Genomic DNA, 16355 nt, shown 5'->3' with positions numbered 1-16355 from the left:
GTTAGCGTCTGTATAGTATCACAAAACTGTGGCATAACAACTCAATAAAAATTTATTTCATACAAAAATCACAAACTAATGAAAGTTATTATTTACACCATCTGTCTTTTTTTGAGCATGAGTATTACAGCGCAGATGGCAAAAGACAAACTACCTAGAAATGGAAGCGTTTCTGGTAAAGTAGTTGACGCAAAAACGAAAAGCCCAATACCCTATGCTACAGTTGTTATAAAAGATATTGGGGGTAAAACCGTAACTGGCGGTATTACTGATGACAAAGGAAGCTTTGAAATAAAAAAGATACCTGAAGGAAAGAACGTTGTAGAAGTGCAATTTATAGGTTATGAAACCTTCAAAAGAGAAGTGAATCTCGTTTCTGGAAATTTAAGACAGAATCTTGGTACTATCGGATTAAATGAAGAAGCAGCGAATCTTGAGGAAGTAACCGTGGTTGCCGAAACATCAACAATTACTCAAAAAATAGATAGAAAAGTAATTAATGTTGGTAAAGACTTAACCTCTGCCGGTACTACTGCCTCAGAACTATTAAATAATGTACCTTCTGTGAGTGTAGACCAACAAACAGGTAATATTAGCCTTCGAGGTAATGAAAATGTACGCGTATTAGTAGATGGAAAGCCAACAAATATTGATGCCGCGACTTTATTAAGACAGATCCCTTCTACCTCTATAAAAAATATCGAATTGATAACAAACCCTTCTGCAAAATATAATCCTGAAGGAATGAGTGGCATCATTAATATCGTTCTGCATAAAGGCGCAAATCAAGGGTTCAATGCTGTTATAAATACAGGTGTAACCAGAGGTGAGAATACACGTTTTAATGGTTCAATAGATATGAACTACAAAACAGGAAGTGTAAATTTCTTTGCAAATTATGGCTTGAATGCTGGTAAAAATGACAATTTTGGTCATGTAAACAGAATAGACAATAGTTCTCGTCAAGACTTTGAATTTGACAATGACCGAACCTCACATTTAATAAAAATTGGTTCAGATATTTATATAAATGACAAAAATACCATTTCGGTATACACCACTCAAAACTTTGCAAAAGATAGAGCTCGGGGTACTACCTTAGTAGATTTTGCGAATAGCAACACTTTTGATAGAAATGCTAGAACAATATCAATAAGTGATACAGAATCTCAAGCCTATAATTTTAATTATAAGTTAGATTTTGCAAAAGAAGGCCATAATATTGAATTCGAGGCAAACTACTCAAAAAATGAATCTCCAGAAGATGCAGATTTCGACGAATTCAATAATCCTACCGACAATACCTTAAATTATAATGATGATATTAATAATGAGCGTAACACTAAGCTTTTTAATTTAGACTATACCAATCCGGTTTCTAAAAAAGGAAAACTTGAGCTTGGCTTAGAAGTACGATTAAGAGAAGCCAGAAATAAGCGCGATACTGATCAGTTTAGAGTTCTTGATTTAGGCCCTCCTGTTGTATCTGAAAAAACACCAAATTCAATTTTTGATTTCAATCGTGATATTTATTCTGCTTATGTAAATTACAACCATAAGTTTAAGAAAGTATCTGTTCAAGTAGGTGCGCGTTTTGAAAATTATGAAGTTGAAGCACTATTACAAGAAGTAGGGCAACCGAATACAACTTTTGAAGATGATATTTTTTCAATCTATCCATCGGCATTTATCACCTATAATCCTAGCGAAAAAAATCAATATCAAATAAGTTATAGTCGTAGAGTTGATAGACCGTCTATGCAACAGGTAAATCCTATTAGAGAATGGAGTACACCTCAAATTGTTTCTATAGGTAATCAAGAATTAAGACCTCAGTTTACTAATTCATTTGAATTAAACTATACGCGTAAGTTAAAAAATGGTTCGATTACCTTCGGTACATTTTATAGAAGAGTTAACGATAATATCTCTAGAGTTTTAAATAGAGATTTAATAGATCCTGATAAAGTTGAGCTTACCTATTTTAATACTGAAAGTAATGACAGATATGGAGTTGAGGCCTCTGCTAGTTATAAAATAGCAAAGTGGTGGAGAGTGAATGCGAGTACTGATCTATTCGTTCAAAAAGAAATAGGTATTACCGATCAAAATGATCCTGGTAATGAACAAAGACTTGAAGTTACCAATACAGCCTTTAATGCACGCGTTAGCAATAGCTTTACCGCCACGAAAACGTTAAGATTCCAACTCTTCGCCATGTATAGAGGTGGTGGTAGAAGTGTTCAGTTTGAGGTTGAGCCTATGTGGATGTTAAATGCCGGAGCAAGCTTAAGCGTATTCAAAAGAAAAGGAACAATTAGCTTTAGAGTAAACGATATTTTCAAGGGCATGAAATTCCAATTTGAATCTGATAACCCGTACCCTTCTAATGGACAGTTTAACTGGGAAAGTAGAACAGCTTATATAGGTTTTATGTATCGTTTTAGTAAAGGTAAAACTAAAAGTAGAAGAAGAAAAAACAGAAGAGATAACGAAACGCAAGGAAGCGGTTTCTTATAAAATACATTTTTTCAATTTTGGTTAATTAAAACCCCTATTTCAATTTTTTGAGTAGGGGTTTTATGGTTTTTTGATCTTACTGTAGTACACATTTAAGTGACAAAACTTGTAGCTGGTGTTTTTTTTTAGCATATTGCGATAGAATAAAAACTAACTCCAGATAATTATGAGAAAAAAGATCCTTTCATTACTATTATTAGTAATTCCATATTTAACATTTGCTCAAGAAAAAGGTTTAGATGAACAAATAAACGACTGGTTTATGCCCATTGCTTCCGCATGGGAAGGCCTAGTATTAACCACTATACCATTAGGTCAATATAATATTCCTTTGGTAGTTATATTGCTAGTATTAGGAGCTACTTTTTTCACATTCTATTTTAAATTTCCCAGCATTACCAAATTTCCATTAGCTATTAATACAGTAAGAGGAAAATATGATGAAATAGAAGGTCATGGGGTTGAAAAAACTGATATGTCAATTGATGGTGATATACCTGACACTATTAGAGATGAAAGTCAAGATGGTGAGGTTTCACACTTCCAAGCATTAGCGACTGCTGTTTCTGGTACCGTAGGGTTAGGAAATATTGCTGGTGTTGCTGTAGCAATAGCTCTAGGTGGGCCTGGTGCAACTTTCTGGATGATTATTTGTGGCCTAATAGGCATGGCAACAAAATTTGTTGAATGCACACTAGGTGTTAAATATAGAGATGTAGGCGAAGATGGTACTGTTTATGGCGGGCCAATGTATTATCTTTCTAAAGGTCTCAAAGAAGTTGGAGTTGGTAATTTAGGAAAAGTGCTTGGAGCATTATTTGCTATACTATGTGTTGGAGCTTCATTTGGTGGTGGTAATGCCTTTCAATCTAATCAAGCTGCTGTTCAATTAAGTTCATTGTTTGGAATAGAAGGAGGAGCAACTGGCGCTATTATAGGAATTATCCTAGCTATTTTAGTTGGTATAGTTATCATTGGTGGAATAAAACGTATTGCAAAAATTACTGAAAAGATTGTACCATTCATGGCAGGTATTTATGTGTTAGCAGCCTTGGTAATTATCTTTGCAAACTTTAACTATATTGACGATGCGTTTGGATTAATATTTAATGGGGCTTTTACACCAATGGCTGGACTTGGTGGGCTTGTTGGTGTTTTAATTGTTGGATTTCAAAGAGCAGCATTTTCTAATGAAGCTGGTGCCGGTTCAGCAGCAATTGCGCATTCTGCGGTAAAAACTAAATATCCGGCTTCTGAAGGAGTTGTTGCTTTACTTGAACCTTTTATTGACACTGTAGTAATTTGTACTATGACTGCTTTAGTGATTATCTTTTTTAACATAGATGGAACGAATATGCAAAGTGTTTTCCAATATGGAGCTGTAGATGGAAGTAACGTAATCTTAAATGGATCTGGAGAGCTATTAGGAGGTGTAGACTTAACATCAAAAGCTTTTGATTCAGTAATACCTGGCTTCTCATATATTCTAACAATTGCTATTGTGCTTTTTGCCTTTTCAACTATGATTTCATGGTCTTATTATGGATTACAATCATGGAAATACCTTTTTGGCAAAGGAAAAACTGCCGATTTAGTATATAAAATACTTTTCTTAGTATTTGTAGTTATTGGTGCAGCTGCTACACTAGATGCCGTAATTAAATTCTCAGATGCAATGATTCTCGCATTAGTTTTTCCTAATATGATAGGACTGTTTTTCTTATTCCCTAAAGTAAAAGAAGAAATCACAAAATATGTAAATGCTATAAAAGAAGCTAACTAAGCTAACTTTTTATGAACATAAAGAAATCCCATTTCTGGTATAATAAACGTCAACGAAATGGGATTTTTCTTTTGACAGTTCTTATTATTACCCTACAATTGATTTTCTTTTTCGTCGACTTTTCTTCTGATGAAATAGTCGAAATGAGCACTATAGAAATTAAACAGTTTCAAGAAGAATTTGATTCTCTAAAAAGAGTTGAATTAGAAAAAAGGAAACCAAAAATTTATCCATTTAATCCAAGTTTTATAAGCGATTTTAAAGGATATCAATTAGGAATGTCAACCGACGAAATAGACCGATTGTTAGCACATCGATCTTTAGGAAAATATATTAGTTCAGCACAAGAATTTCAACAGATCACAGGAGTATCAGACAGTCTACTCAACAAAATCTCTCCTTATTTTAAGTTCCCTGATTGGATAGCCAACAAACGAACCACATTAAAAACTTCATATAGCACCTCAAATAATGATAAAAGATCTTTTCCTATAAAAGATATCAACACAGCTACTATAGAAGAACTAAAATCTATTAATGGTATTGGCCAGAAACTAGCACAAAGAATCATAAACTATCGAAAAAAGCTTGGAGGTTTTTTAAAAGATAATCAGCTTTACGAAGTGTATTATCTAGATAAAGAAATTGCCGATAAGGTATTAGAACGTTTTCAAGTCATAAAAAAACCTCTCATTAAAAAAATAAACGTGAACGAAGCTACATTTAAAGAACTGCTTTCAATTGTCTATATTGATTACGAACTAACAAAAAAAATTGTAGAATATCGCGAAGAAGTAGCTGAAATTCAATCAATCCAAGAACTTAAGCAAATAGCAGGATTTCCTGTAGAAAAATTTGACAGAATAGCCTTATATTTGGAAGCAAAATAGGTCATTAATGAACAATTTATATTTTACTGAAGAACACGATTTTTTTAGGCAAAGTTTTAAAGACTTTTTACAAAAAGAAGTTGTGCCTCATATTGAAAAATGGGAGAATGAAGGAACTATAGACCGCTTTATATGGGAAAAAGTTGGTGAAATGGGATATTTTGGATTAAATGTTCCAGAAGAATATGGCGGACTTGAACTAGACCTGTTTTATACTGTTATCTTTCTTGAAGAATTACAGAAAATTAATTCTGGAGGATTTGCAGCTGCTATGTGGGCGCATGCCTATTTAGCTATGACGCATGTTAGAAAGGAAGGCGACGAAAGAATTAAGAAAGAATATTTAATACCAAGCGTAGAAGGTAAAAAGATAGGATGCCTTTGTGTTACCGAGCCTTTTGGTGGATCTGATGTTGCCGGTATGCGCTCAACCGCAATAAAAAATGGAGATCATTACCTATTAAATGGCTCTAAAACTTTTATTACGAACGGTTTTTATGGTGATTATATGGTTGTGGCTGCCAAAACACAACCTGAACTTGGTAATAAAGGCATTAGCATGTTTATAGTTGATTGTGATACGCCGGGTGTATCAGCCACTAAATTAGATAAGCTGGGTTGGCGTGCTTCTGACACTGCCGAAATAGCTTTTGATAATGTAAAAGTACCTTTAGAAAATCTAATGGGTGAAGAAGGTAAAGGCTTTCCATACATTATGCAACACTTTGCCTTAGAGCGTTTGGTAATGGGTGTTAATGCCCATGCACGGTCAGAATATGCAATAGAATATGTATTGCAATATATGAGTGAGCGTACAACATTTGGTAAGTCTATCAATCAATATCAAGCTCTTAGACATAAAGTTGCCGATATGGCAAGTGAAGTAGAAGTTTGCAAGACATTTAATTATACGGTTGCCAAACGCTTAAACGATGGTGAATATGTGGTAAAAGAAGCTAGCATGTCTAAGCTAATATCTACTAAAGTAGCAGATGAAGTTGCTTACAACTGTTTGCAGTTGCTAGGAGGTTATGGCTATATGGAAGATTATCCTATGGCACGGCTACTGCGAGATAGCCGTCTTGGCCCTATTGGTGGTGGTACATCTGAAATACTTCGTGAGATCATTGCTAAAATGATCATTGATGGTAAAGAATATAAACCGGCCACTTAACTTCTTATTATTTATTATAATACCCAAGATTATTGCTATTGATATCACAATTTCTTCGTAAGGTTTACTATATCATGTAATTCTTTTTAAGCAAATACGACCCATGTATTATGCTTATTTCTAATAGAACAGTTTATTTTATTGCATTACAATATTTATCAGTTAGAAAAAAACAAACTTTCTTAGCTATTATAGGTGTGCTATTGGGTGTTACCACTTTTATAGTATTGATGAATTTTATGACTGGTGTTAATGATTTTTTAGATCAAGCAGTTTTTAATGGGAATCCAGATGTCACTATTAGCAAAAAACCAGTGATTTCAAAAAACACTATTAACCTCGGTAGTGCATCTATTGAAAATACAGATACAATCTATGATATTTTAAAAAACAATAAAAACATTAAGGCGTTTTCAAGTCAGCTAATTACACCAGCGATTTTAATAAGTGATACCCAACAATTATCTGGTAGTGTCAATGGGATTTTCCCAGAGCAAGAAAAACATATGGTTAATCTTGAAAAAAGATTGGTAAAAGGCAACGGTTTTGAAAGTTTAACCAAAAAAAATACCATACTATTAGGAGTAAGTTTAGCCAAAAGATTAAACATTTCTGTAAATGATACTTTAAGTATCCTCTTACCCAATGGGAAAAATGCTTTATTAGATGTAACTGGTATATTTAGTTTCGGTATCACCACTATTGATAATTATAGAACCTATACCTCTGCTGTTACGCTACAACAGCTGCTAAAGGATCAAAAATCTGTAACACATGTAAACCTAAAGCTAAAAAATCGCTATGATGTAAGTATTGAAAATTTATTACTGAAAAAAATAGAAGAAATTGATGTTCAAAACTGGAAAGACGCTAATAAAACAATTGTAATAGGAAATAAAGTCCGCAACGTTTTAACATGGTCTGTTTCCTTTGCCTTACTTTTAGTTGCTGGTTTCGGTATATATAACATTCAAAATAGCACTGTAATTCATAAGCGAAAAGATATTGCTATATTAAAAACAATAGGTTATTCTGGTAACGATATAATCTATATTTTTTTAATTCAGTCGCTCATCGTAGGTCTCTTGGGCTCTTTATTAGGTCTAGGGTTTGGATATTTAATAAGTTATCTTATTTCGATAACTACACTAGATACTACCGATTTTATAATTGTTGAAACCTATCCTATAAATTTTAAAATAGGCTATTATATTCTCGCATTCTTTTTTGGGATTATAGCCACACTATTATCTGGGTATTTTCCTTCAAAGAAAGCTGGTGAAATAGATCCTATAAAAATTATTAGAGATATATGATACTCTCAGCTCAACATATAAATAAGCTTTTTTTTAATCCTGAGAAGCATAGGGTGTTAAACAATATTTCCTTAGATGTTTACCATGAAGAGCTCATTTCTATATACGGTTCTTCAGGAAGTGGTAAATCTACTTTACTATATATTCTCTCAACCTTAGATACCGATTTCGAAGGAACGCTTACAATCAATGGAGTTAATACCTTAACCCTGTCAAAGAAGCAATTACCCCATTTTAGAAATGAAAATATAGGCTTTGTTTATCAATCTCATTATTTACTAAATGAGTTTAACGCACTACAAAATGTAATGCTTCCAGCTTTAAAACTGGCTAAAAAGCCAGCTGAAATAATAAAAGAAGAAGCATTACAATTGCTTGATGAATTGGGAATGAAATCATTAATAAGAAGAAATCCATACGAGCTTTCTGGTGGTCAACAACAACGAGTTGTCATTGCTAGGGCTTTGATCAATAATCCTATGTTAATTATTGCCGATGAACCAACAGGAAACTTAGATCAAAAAAATTCTGAGTTAATTTTTGGTTTATTAAAAAATATCGCGAAGGTTAAGAAAAAAGGTGTAATAATGACTACCCATAATCCAGCCTTATATAAAAAGTCGCATAGAGCTATTGAAATGATTAATGGTTCGTTACGACTATAAAACCATTCCTTCTAAAACAAAAATGACATGAAAAAATTGACAGCACAAAACATTATTATTTTTGACGGTGAGTGTAATTTGTGTAACGGAGTTGTGGGATGGCTAATGAATTTTGCTTCTCAATCTAATTTTAAGTTTATTCCCTTTCAATCACCCATAGGTCAAGATTTTCTTATAAAATATGGTTTTTCAACCGAGCAATTAGAAACCGTTATCCTAATTGATGAAAATGGAGTGCACACGCATTCAGATGGTTTTTTAAAGATTGTCGCTCAAATTCCAAAATGGAAATTTGTAGCTGCTCTATTAGCATATGTACCTAGAATCATAAGGGACACCATTTATAATATTGCCTCAAAAAATAGGGTGAAATGGTTTGGACAGTCAAAATCTTGTTCGATTACTTTTTAAAAAGAATGAAAGCATCTCTAACAAATGATTATAAAATAATTACCACTTGTAATTCTTGACTTTCCTTTCGATTAGCATATTTCTATTAACGTTTTGTATGCCGTACGGTTATGTTATTTGCTAGCAAACAATTTCACATCATCTTCAGAAACTTCACTACCACCTAAAATAATTAATCGCTCGATAACGTTGCGCAATTCACGAATATTTCCTGTCCAATCATACTCCTGAAGTTTCTTTATCGCCTTATCAGAAAATTCTTTAATAGCATTGCCCTGTTCCTGAGCTATTTGTTTTGCAAAATGCCCTACAAGTAATGGAATATCTTCTCTCCTATCGTTTAATGCAGGAACTTTAATCAATATAACAGCCAATCTATGGTACAAATCTTCTCTAAATCTACCTTCTTCAATTTCTTTCTTTAAGTTTTTATTGGTAGCAGCAACAACGCGAACATCAACTTTAATATCTTTATCACTACCTACTCTACTCACTTTATTTTCTTGTAGTGCACGTAATACTTTTGCTTGCGCCGAAAGGCTCATATCTCCAATTTCATCTAAAAAGATTGTGCCCCCATTAGCGGCTTCAAATTTACCTGCTCTATCCTTATTCGCACCAGTGAATGAACCCTTAACATGTCCGAACAATTCACTTTCAATAAGTTCAGAAGGTATTGCTGCGCAATTTACTTCGATCATTGATGCTTTTGATCGCTCACTTTTTTCATGTAACCAATGTGCCACTAGTTCTTTTCCAGTTCCATTAGGTCCGGTAATCAAAACTCGGGCATCTGTAGCTGCAACCTTTTCAATAATGTCCTTAATATGCGTAATCGCATCACTCTCACCAATCATTTCGTAGTTCTTGCTAACTTTCTTCTTTAGCTGCTTATTTTCAACTACCAGATTTTTCTTATCAAGTGCATTTCTTACCGCATTTAGTAAACGATTTAAGTCTGGTGGTTTAGAAATATAATCAAAAGCACCCATCCGCATTGTCTGAACAGCGGTGTCTAAATCACCATGACCAGAAATCATTAGCATAGGTATTTCTGGTTTCAACTTTTGTGTTTTTTCTAAAACCTCAACGCCATCCATTTTAGGCATCTTTATATCACATAATACTAAATCATAGTCATTATTTTTAATCATCTCAATCCCTAAAAGTCCATCCTCGGCTTCTTCAACTTGATACTTATCATTCTCTTCTGAAATGATCTTCTTCAACACTCTACGTATTGCTGCTTCGTCTTCTATAATTAGTATTTTGCTCATTCTAATATTGAATCTATTATTTATTGATTGTTAATTGCGAAGTTACAATCTTTATACCAAACTATATGCTAGCTGAAAAATATGTATTCTCCTTTTTAAAAAAATGGAACCCAAGCATTATTCTGCATATTTTTATGCAATCTATCTGTTAAAAATTGAATTTTAAGCCAGCTCTAAAAGTGAACGCTTTAGACATATCAAAATCATACACCTCGTCTCTTTTATTTTGAACAAGTCTTAGCGAATTACTTAATGTATAACCAACCTTAGCGAAAAGGTTTAGATGCTTGCCATAATACTTATCAAATCCAATACCTGATATAATTGCCGACATTGATATGTTTTCTGCCACCTGATTATTTATTGTTAGATTATTACTCAAATTAGCATAATATCCGTCAAGCGTAATGAATCCTTCTAAACTGGTTTTCTTATTGAAGAAGTATTTAATCTTACTTATGGGTACTCCAATGGTATAGGTTAAGTGATTATTAACTTCTTTAAAGTAAGTAGCAAACGGTAATGGAAAGGGTAAGCCCGTACGCTGATTATACATTGCCCCAATTGTAAGTCTTGTTTTTTTAGGTTTCAAATTGGTTCGTATCAATAATACTCCACCGCTCCAAGTAAAATCATCACCTGTAATTTTATTGGCTAAATTTGATGAAATAGTTGGTGAAACCTGTGCTGTAAAGCGCCATTTTTCATTCATTAAAAAAGTATATCCTAAGGTATATTCTAAAACATGAATTTCATGTAATGGAGCCACATCAAAATTATAGGTAGCATCAAAATCTAATTTAACATTACTATATCTTAGACCATTAACAAGGATATGTCCTTTCTTTTTTAATTTAACTGGAAAATTAGCCCATATACGAGATCTACTGAAAGTGGGCTCTGTATTTTTTCCAAAAACAGAAGTATAATCCACACCTCCAATATCTTTAATTTGGCATAAGCAGTGACTACTAACTAGTACACAATAGATAAAAAGAAATAATCGCTTCAAATTAGGGAGTTGTTCTCTAACAAAACATAACGACAATTCTTCATCAATATTTTAACCACTTCGCTAATTCTTTGTATGTTGGCTTTTTACCATACATTAAAATACCAACGCGATAGATTTTTGCCGCCAATTTTACAATCACAAAGAAAGTACCAAATAACAATACAAGCGATATCAATTGTTGCCATAATGGTACACCAAAAGGAATACGCATTAGCATTACGACGGGAGAGGTTAACGGTATATACGAAAATACCTGAGATACCGTACCATGTGGATTCTCTATCACTGTAAAAAATCCAACATAAATTGCTAGCATCAATGGCATAATAATTGGCATCATAAATTGCTGCGTATCAGTTTCATTATCAACTGCAGCTCCAATTGCAGCATATAAAGAGCTATACAATAGGTAGCCTCCAATGAAAAAGAAAATAAACATGATTACCAAATTAACAATTGGCAAGTTATTTATCTCTTGAATTACGGCAGTAGCTTGGTTTTGAAACTCTGAAGTTTCAGCAACATTCTTCATTAATTCTTGCTGCTCGGCCATTTGAGCTCCTCCCATATTAATACCAAATAAGGCCGACATTACAGTTATTAAGACACCTCCTATAATTACCCAAACTAAAAATTGCGAAATACCAGCAAGAGAAGTTCCGAAAATCTTACCTAATAATAATTTAACAGGTTTTACAGATGAAATAATGACCTCTATGATTCTACTGGTTTTTTCTTCAATTACGCTACGCATAATCATATTACCATATATAATAATAAACATGAATAATAAATAACCGGCTGCACCACCAAAAATAAGCTTGATCCCACTTCCTAATTTTGAAGTTTTCTTACCTTCAAATGTTTCAAGGTTTGGATTGATATTTACATCAAGTTTCCTTATGGTTTCAGGATCAAAACCAGATTCTTTCAATTTAATATTTCTCGCCTTCTCTTCTATTCTGTCTTCTATCCTATCCATCACTAATAATGATGGGGAATCCTCTGAAAAAAACTTTATTTTATCAGATAATTGATCTACATTTTCTGCCTTCGGAATATAAAGTAATCCATAATTTTCAGCTTCTCGAACCACTTTTTTAGCGTCTTCTAAACTAAGGCTGCTGAGGATATCATACTTCGTGTTTTCTGTGCTTTTAAACTCACTGGCAAAGAATCCGCTTTCGTCTAATACTGAAATCGTCTTAACACTATCATTATTCAATTGTGTTAAATAACCAATTAAAGCAATTAACGCAACCATAATCACAGGGCTTAAAAAAGTCATAATAATAAATGACTTATTCTTTACCTTATTTAAAAATTCTCTTTTTGTAATTAATGCTAAATGGTTCATGTTAATTGTTTTGTACTGTTTGGATGAAAATATCATTTACACTTGGAATCACTTCAACGAAATGAGTTAATTCGCCTTGCGCTGTTAAATGCGAAATAAGATCGTTGGCATTACCATTACCATTAATTTTGATATTGAACTTTAACTCATCATTAATAGTTTTAAAAGTGGCTTCAGATAATTCAAACTTCTCACGAAGGCTTTGAGTAATTTCTGCTTTTCTATCAGTTAATAAACCTACTTCAAATATGTTTGATTTATATTGACGCTTGATATCAATTAATTTACCATCTAAAATTTTATTTGATTCATGTATTAGAGCTATATGATCACAAAGTTCTTCAACAGATTCCATTCTATGGGTTGAAAAAATAACGGTGGCCCCTTCGTCGCGTAATTGTAATATTTCATCTTTAATTCTATTGGCATTGATCGGATCAAAACCTGAAAAAGGCTCATCAAAGATTAATAGTTTTGGCTGATGTAATACAGTAACAATAAACTGTATTTTTTGAGCCATGCCCTTTGAAAGTTCCTGTATTTTCTTGTTCCACCAATCTCCTATTTCGAACTTATCAAACCAATACTTCAAACGTTCTTTTGCTTGTGTTTTATCAAGTCCTTTTAATTGTGCTAAATACAGAGCCTGCTCTCCAACTTTCATCGATTTGTATAAACCACGTTCTTCAGGCAAATAACCAATATCCTTAATATGTTCTGGTTTTAAATTTTCTCCATCCAGAATCACCTGCCCCTCATCGGGCATCGTTATTTGATTGATAATTCGTATCAGCGTAGTTTTACCGGCCCCATTGGGTCCTAAGAGTCCAAAAATACTTCCTTTAGGAACATCAATTGAAACATTATTAAGCGCTCTGTAATTACCAAAATTCTTAATAACATTTTTGGCTTCGAGTAAGTTGTTCATCCGTTTGATTTAAGTTTTCGCAAAAGTATGTAAAAGTTAGTCATCTATTTTAATAATTTGTTACAAGGTGGTTAACAATGCATAAAATTTATTATGCGTGCATAATATTTTTTTATATATTTGTGTCATGCTAAAAGAAACAACCATTGATCATGCATTAAGAGCTACTTGGCAAGCCGTAGCCAAAATGTACAACGAGCAAGCTGCAAAACATGGTAGCACCATGGCCACAGCCTTTGTTTTATTAAATATCGATTTCGAAAATGGCACACCTTCAACAGCCTTGGGCCCGCAAATGGGAATGGAGCCTACAAGTCTTTCTCGTATTTTAAAAACCATGGAAGACAAAGGTGCTATTTATCGTGAAAAAAACCCAGATGATGGTAGAAGTGTATTAATAAAACTAACCGATTATGGCAAAGAAATGCGCAAGGTTTCTCGCGAGCATGTAATTACTTTCAATGAAAAAGTAAGAGCGCAAATCTCTGAAGAAAAACTAAATCACTTTTTTGAGGTAACAGAAAAAATTAATCAATTAATCGCTGAGCGTGACATCTATACAAAAGTGGATCGCAAAGTAATGTAAAATAGTAGGATCACTAAAAAATGAGTAAACGAAGAATTAAAAAAGTAGCAATTATTGGATCTGGTATTATGGGATCTGGAATTGCATGTCATTTTGCTAATATTGGAGCAGAAGTATTGCTACTAGATATTGTTCCGAGAGAGCTAAATGATGCTGAAAAAGCTAAAGGTTTAACGCTAGAGGACAAAGCTGTTCGCAATCGTTTAGTAAATAGTGCATTGGCAACTGCATTGAAATCTAAGCCTTCACCAATTTATAATAAAAAATTTGCAAGTAGAATTACCACTGGTAATATTGACGATGATCTGCATAAGATTAAAGATGTCGATTGGATAATGGAGGTTGTAGTAGAACGCCTTGATATTAAACAACAAGTTTTCGAAAAAGTTGAAGCATACAGAACTCCAGGTACTATTATTTCTTCAAATACTTCTGGTATTCCAATTAAATTTATGAATGAGGGACGTAGTGAGGATTTCCGTCAGCATTTTGCGGTTACTCACTTCTTTAATCCTCCTAGGTATTTAAAATTGTTTGAAGTAGTTCCTGGACCTGATTGTAAACCGGAAATTACAGATTTCTTAATGGAGTATGGAGAGAAATTTCTAGGAAAAACTTCAGTACTAGCCAAAGATACTCCGGCATTTATAGGAAACCGTATTGGTATTTTTGGTATACAATCTTTATTTCATCAAGTAAAAGAATTAGGATTAACTGTTGAGGAAGTTGATAAATTAACCGGTCCCGTAATTGGCCGCCCTAAATCTGCTACTTTCCGTACTGTAGATGTGGTAGGATTAGATACTTTAGTTCATGTAGCAAATGGTATCTATGATAATTGTCCAGATGACGAAGCCCACGAGCTATTTAAACTACCTAATTTCATCAATACTATGATGGAAAATAAATGGTTGGGTAGTAAAACAGGACAAGGGTTTTATAAAAAATCAGTAAATGCAGACGGCAAAAAGGAAATTCTAACCTTAGATCTAGATACCATGGAGTATCGTTCTAAGAAAAGAGCATCGTTTGCAACTTTAGAACTCACAAAGACCATAGATAAACCCATTGACCGTTTCAAAGTATTAGTAAACGGAAAAGATAAAGCAGGTGAATTTTACCGTAAAAACTTTGCGGCGATGTTCGCGTATGTTCAAAATAGAATTCCAGAAATTTCTGATGAATTGTATCGAATAGATGATGCAATGAAGGCTGGTTTTGGATGGGAGAATGGTCCATTTGAAATTTGGGATGCTATTGGAGTTGAAAAAGGTATAGAATTAATGAAGGGCGAAGGCAAAGAACCAGCTTCTTGGGTAGCAGAAATGTTAGAAAAGGGTGAAACTTCTTTTTATACAGTTAAAGCGGGTGCCACCTATTATTATGATGTTCCTGCAAAAGCTCAGGCTAAAAAACCTGGTCAAGATGCATTTATTATTTTAGATAATATACGTAAGTCAAACGAAGTCTTTAAAAACTCTGGCGTTGTAATCGAAGACCTAGGTGATGGTGTTTTGAACTGCGAGTTCCAATCGAAAATGAATACCATTGGAGGTGATGTCTTAGCTGGATTAAATAAAGCAGTCGATTTAGCTGAAAAAGATTTTGAAGGACTTGTAGTTGGTAACCAAGGTGCTAATTTCTCTGTTGGAGCGAATATTGGTATGATATTTATGATGGCCGTTGAGCAAGAATATGATGAGTTGAATATGGCTATTAAATATTTTCAAGATACCATGATGCGTATGCGCTATTCATCAATACCAGTAGTTGCAGCTCCTCACAGTATGTCTTTAGGTGGTGCATGTGAATTATCAATGCATGCCGACAAAGTAGTTGCTGCTGCCGAACTTTATATGGGACTCGTAGAATTTGGAGTTGGAGTTATTCCCGGCGGTGGAGGCTCTAAAGAAATGGCCCTAAGAGCATCAGATCAATTCCATAAAGGAGACGTACAATTAAATGTATTACAAGAGTACTTCTTAACGGTAGGTATGGCAAAAGTTTCAACTTCTGCTTACGAGGCCTTTGATCTAGGACTGCTTCAACCTGGTAAAGATATCGTAGTGGTAAATAAAGACCGTCAGATAGCAGAAGCTAAAAAACATGCTAAGCTATTAGCCGATGCCGGTTATACACAAAAACCTAAGCGTACAGATGTATTGGTATTAGGTAAACAAGCTTTAGGTATGTTCTTAGTTGGAACAGATTCTATGGAAGCAAGTAAATATATCAGTGAACATGACCAAAAGATTGCAAACAAACTAGCTTATGTAATGGCTGGTGGTGATCTTTCTGAGCCAACTAAAGTATCTGAACAATACCTTTTAGATATTGAACGTGAAGCTTTCTTAAGTCTATGTACAGAACGTAAGACTTTAGAACGCATACAGCATATGTTAAAGACTGGTAAACCTTTAAGAAATTAAGAAA

The 16355-nt window shown here is 33.7% G+C and carries 13 protein-coding genes; 9 read left to right on the top strand and 4 right to left on the bottom strand.

Going from position 1 to position 16355, the window contains the following annotated elements; translation table 11 throughout:
* Positions 1–78: 78 nt before the first annotated feature.
* The 7 genes from AC1EUU_RS00760 (at position 79) to AC1EUU_RS00730 (ending at position 8759) form a co-directional block, all read left to right on the top strand.
* Positions 79–2520 carry a TonB-dependent receptor gene (locus tag AC1EUU_RS00760; RefSeq protein ID WP_480199463.1) on the top strand — a complete coding sequence of 814 codons (2442 nt, stop codon included), beginning with the start codon at positions 79–81 and terminating at the stop codon, positions 2518–2520.
* A 166-nt stretch (positions 2521–2686) separates the two neighbouring features.
* A complete protein-coding gene (locus AC1EUU_RS00755; protein WP_480199462.1) occupies positions 2687–4303 on the top strand; it encodes an alanine/glycine:cation symporter family protein in 1617 nt (538 codons plus the stop codon).
* Positions 4304–4446: 143 nt separating this feature from the next.
* Entirely contained in the window at positions 4447–5193 is a 747-nt protein-coding gene (locus AC1EUU_RS00750) for a ComEA family DNA-binding protein (RefSeq protein WP_480199461.1), read from the top strand.
* Positions 5194–5200: 7 nt separating this feature from the next.
* Complete coding sequence (locus AC1EUU_RS00745; protein ID WP_480199460.1) at positions 5201–6367, top strand: acyl-CoA dehydrogenase family protein; 1167 nt, start codon at positions 5201–5203, stop codon at positions 6365–6367.
* A gap of 110 nt (positions 6368–6477) precedes the next feature.
* Positions 6478–7683, top strand: coding sequence for an ABC transporter permease (locus AC1EUU_RS00740; protein ID WP_480199459.1), 1206 nt, complete (start codon positions 6478–6480; stop codon positions 7681–7683).
* Positions 7680–8348: an ABC transporter ATP-binding protein gene (locus tag AC1EUU_RS00735; protein WP_480199458.1), complete on the top strand. Its 669-nt coding sequence runs from the start codon at positions 7680–7682 to the stop codon at positions 8346–8348. Before AC1EUU_RS00740 ends, AC1EUU_RS00735 begins: the two co-directional genes overlap by 4 nt.
* 27 nt (positions 8349–8375) lie before the next feature.
* Positions 8376–8759 (top strand): thiol-disulfide oxidoreductase DCC family protein, encoded by a 384-nt coding sequence (locus tag AC1EUU_RS00730; RefSeq protein WP_480199457.1) that lies wholly within the window; start codon positions 8376–8378, stop codon positions 8757–8759.
* Positions 8760–8872: 113 nt separating this feature from the next.
* Here AC1EUU_RS00730 and AC1EUU_RS00725 read toward each other — a convergent pair whose 3' ends face one another.
* The 4 genes from AC1EUU_RS00725 to AC1EUU_RS00710 all read right to left on the bottom strand — a co-directional run bounded on the left by AC1EUU_RS00725 (position 8873) and on the right by AC1EUU_RS00710 (position 13336).
* Complete coding sequence (locus AC1EUU_RS00725; RefSeq protein WP_480199456.1) at positions 8873–10036, bottom strand: sigma-54-dependent transcriptional regulator; 1164 nt, start codon at positions 10034–10036, stop codon at positions 8873–8875.
* 148 nt (positions 10037–10184) lie between these two features.
* Complete coding sequence (locus AC1EUU_RS00720) at positions 10185–11048, bottom strand: DUF6268 family outer membrane beta-barrel protein (protein WP_480199455.1); 864 nt, start codon at positions 11046–11048, stop codon at positions 10185–10187.
* A gap of 43 nt (positions 11049–11091) precedes the next feature.
* Positions 11092–12408, bottom strand: a complete 1317-nt coding sequence (locus AC1EUU_RS00715; protein ID WP_480199454.1) for an ABC transporter permease — start codon at positions 12406–12408, stop codon at positions 11092–11094.
* A 1-nt stretch (position 12409) separates the two neighbouring features.
* Positions 12410–13336: an ABC transporter ATP-binding protein gene (locus AC1EUU_RS00710; protein WP_480199453.1), complete on the bottom strand. Its 927-nt coding sequence runs from the start codon at positions 13334–13336 to the stop codon at positions 12410–12412.
* A gap of 127 nt (positions 13337–13463) precedes the next feature.
* On the opposite strand from AC1EUU_RS00710, the gene AC1EUU_RS00705 reads away from it, so the two are divergent.
* Both AC1EUU_RS00705 and AC1EUU_RS00700 read left to right on the top strand, forming a co-directional pair.
* Positions 13464–13922, top strand: coding sequence for a MarR family winged helix-turn-helix transcriptional regulator (locus tag AC1EUU_RS00705; protein WP_480199452.1), 459 nt, complete (start codon positions 13464–13466; stop codon positions 13920–13922).
* A 20-nt stretch (positions 13923–13942) separates the two neighbouring features.
* Positions 13943–16351, top strand: coding sequence for a 3-hydroxyacyl-CoA dehydrogenase NAD-binding domain-containing protein (locus AC1EUU_RS00700; RefSeq protein ID WP_480199451.1), 2409 nt, complete (start codon positions 13943–13945; stop codon positions 16349–16351).
* The last annotated feature ends 4 nt before the right edge of the window (positions 16352–16355 follow it).

The organism is Maritimimonas sp. 2205BS37-2, assembly GCF_056591755.1.
This window is presented reverse-complemented; position numbering and strand designations above follow the sequence as displayed.

What these genes read in the sequence shown, in the direction of transcription:
- AC1EUU_RS00760 (WP_480199463.1), top strand. Translation starts at nt 79, where the DNA reads ATGAAAGTTATTATTTACACCATCTGTCTTTTTTTGAGCATGAGTATT.
- AC1EUU_RS00755 (WP_480199462.1), top strand. Translation starts at nt 2,687, where the DNA reads ATGAGAAAAAAGATCCTTTCATTACTATTATTAGTAATTCCATATTTA.
- AC1EUU_RS00750 (WP_480199461.1), top strand. Translation starts at nt 4,447, where the DNA reads ATGAGCACTATAGAAATTAAACAGTTTCAAGAAGAATTTGATTCTCTA.
- AC1EUU_RS00745 (WP_480199460.1), top strand. Translation starts at nt 5,201, where the DNA reads ATGAACAATTTATATTTTACTGAAGAACACGATTTTTTTAGGCAAAGT.
- AC1EUU_RS00740 (WP_480199459.1), top strand. Translation starts at nt 6,478, where the DNA reads ATGCTTATTTCTAATAGAACAGTTTATTTTATTGCATTACAATATTTA.
- AC1EUU_RS00735 (WP_480199458.1), top strand. Translation starts at nt 7,680, where the DNA reads ATGATACTCTCAGCTCAACATATAAATAAGCTTTTTTTTAATCCTGAG.
- AC1EUU_RS00730 (WP_480199457.1), top strand. Translation starts at nt 8,376, where the DNA reads ATGAAAAAATTGACAGCACAAAACATTATTATTTTTGACGGTGAGTGT.
- AC1EUU_RS00725 (WP_480199456.1), bottom strand. Translation starts at nt 10,036, where the DNA reads ATGAGCAAAATACTAATTATAGAAGACGAAGCAGCAATACGTAGAGTG.
- AC1EUU_RS00715 (WP_480199454.1), bottom strand. Translation starts at nt 12,408, where the DNA reads ATGAACCATTTAGCATTAATTACAAAAAGAGAATTTTTAAATAAGGTA.
- AC1EUU_RS00710 (WP_480199453.1), bottom strand. Translation starts at nt 13,336, where the DNA reads ATGAACAACTTACTCGAAGCCAAAAATGTTATTAAGAATTTTGGTAAT.
- AC1EUU_RS00705 (WP_480199452.1), top strand. Translation starts at nt 13,464, where the DNA reads ATGCTAAAAGAAACAACCATTGATCATGCATTAAGAGCTACTTGGCAA.
- AC1EUU_RS00700 (WP_480199451.1), top strand. Translation starts at nt 13,943, where the DNA reads ATGAGTAAACGAAGAATTAAAAAAGTAGCAATTATTGGATCTGGTATT.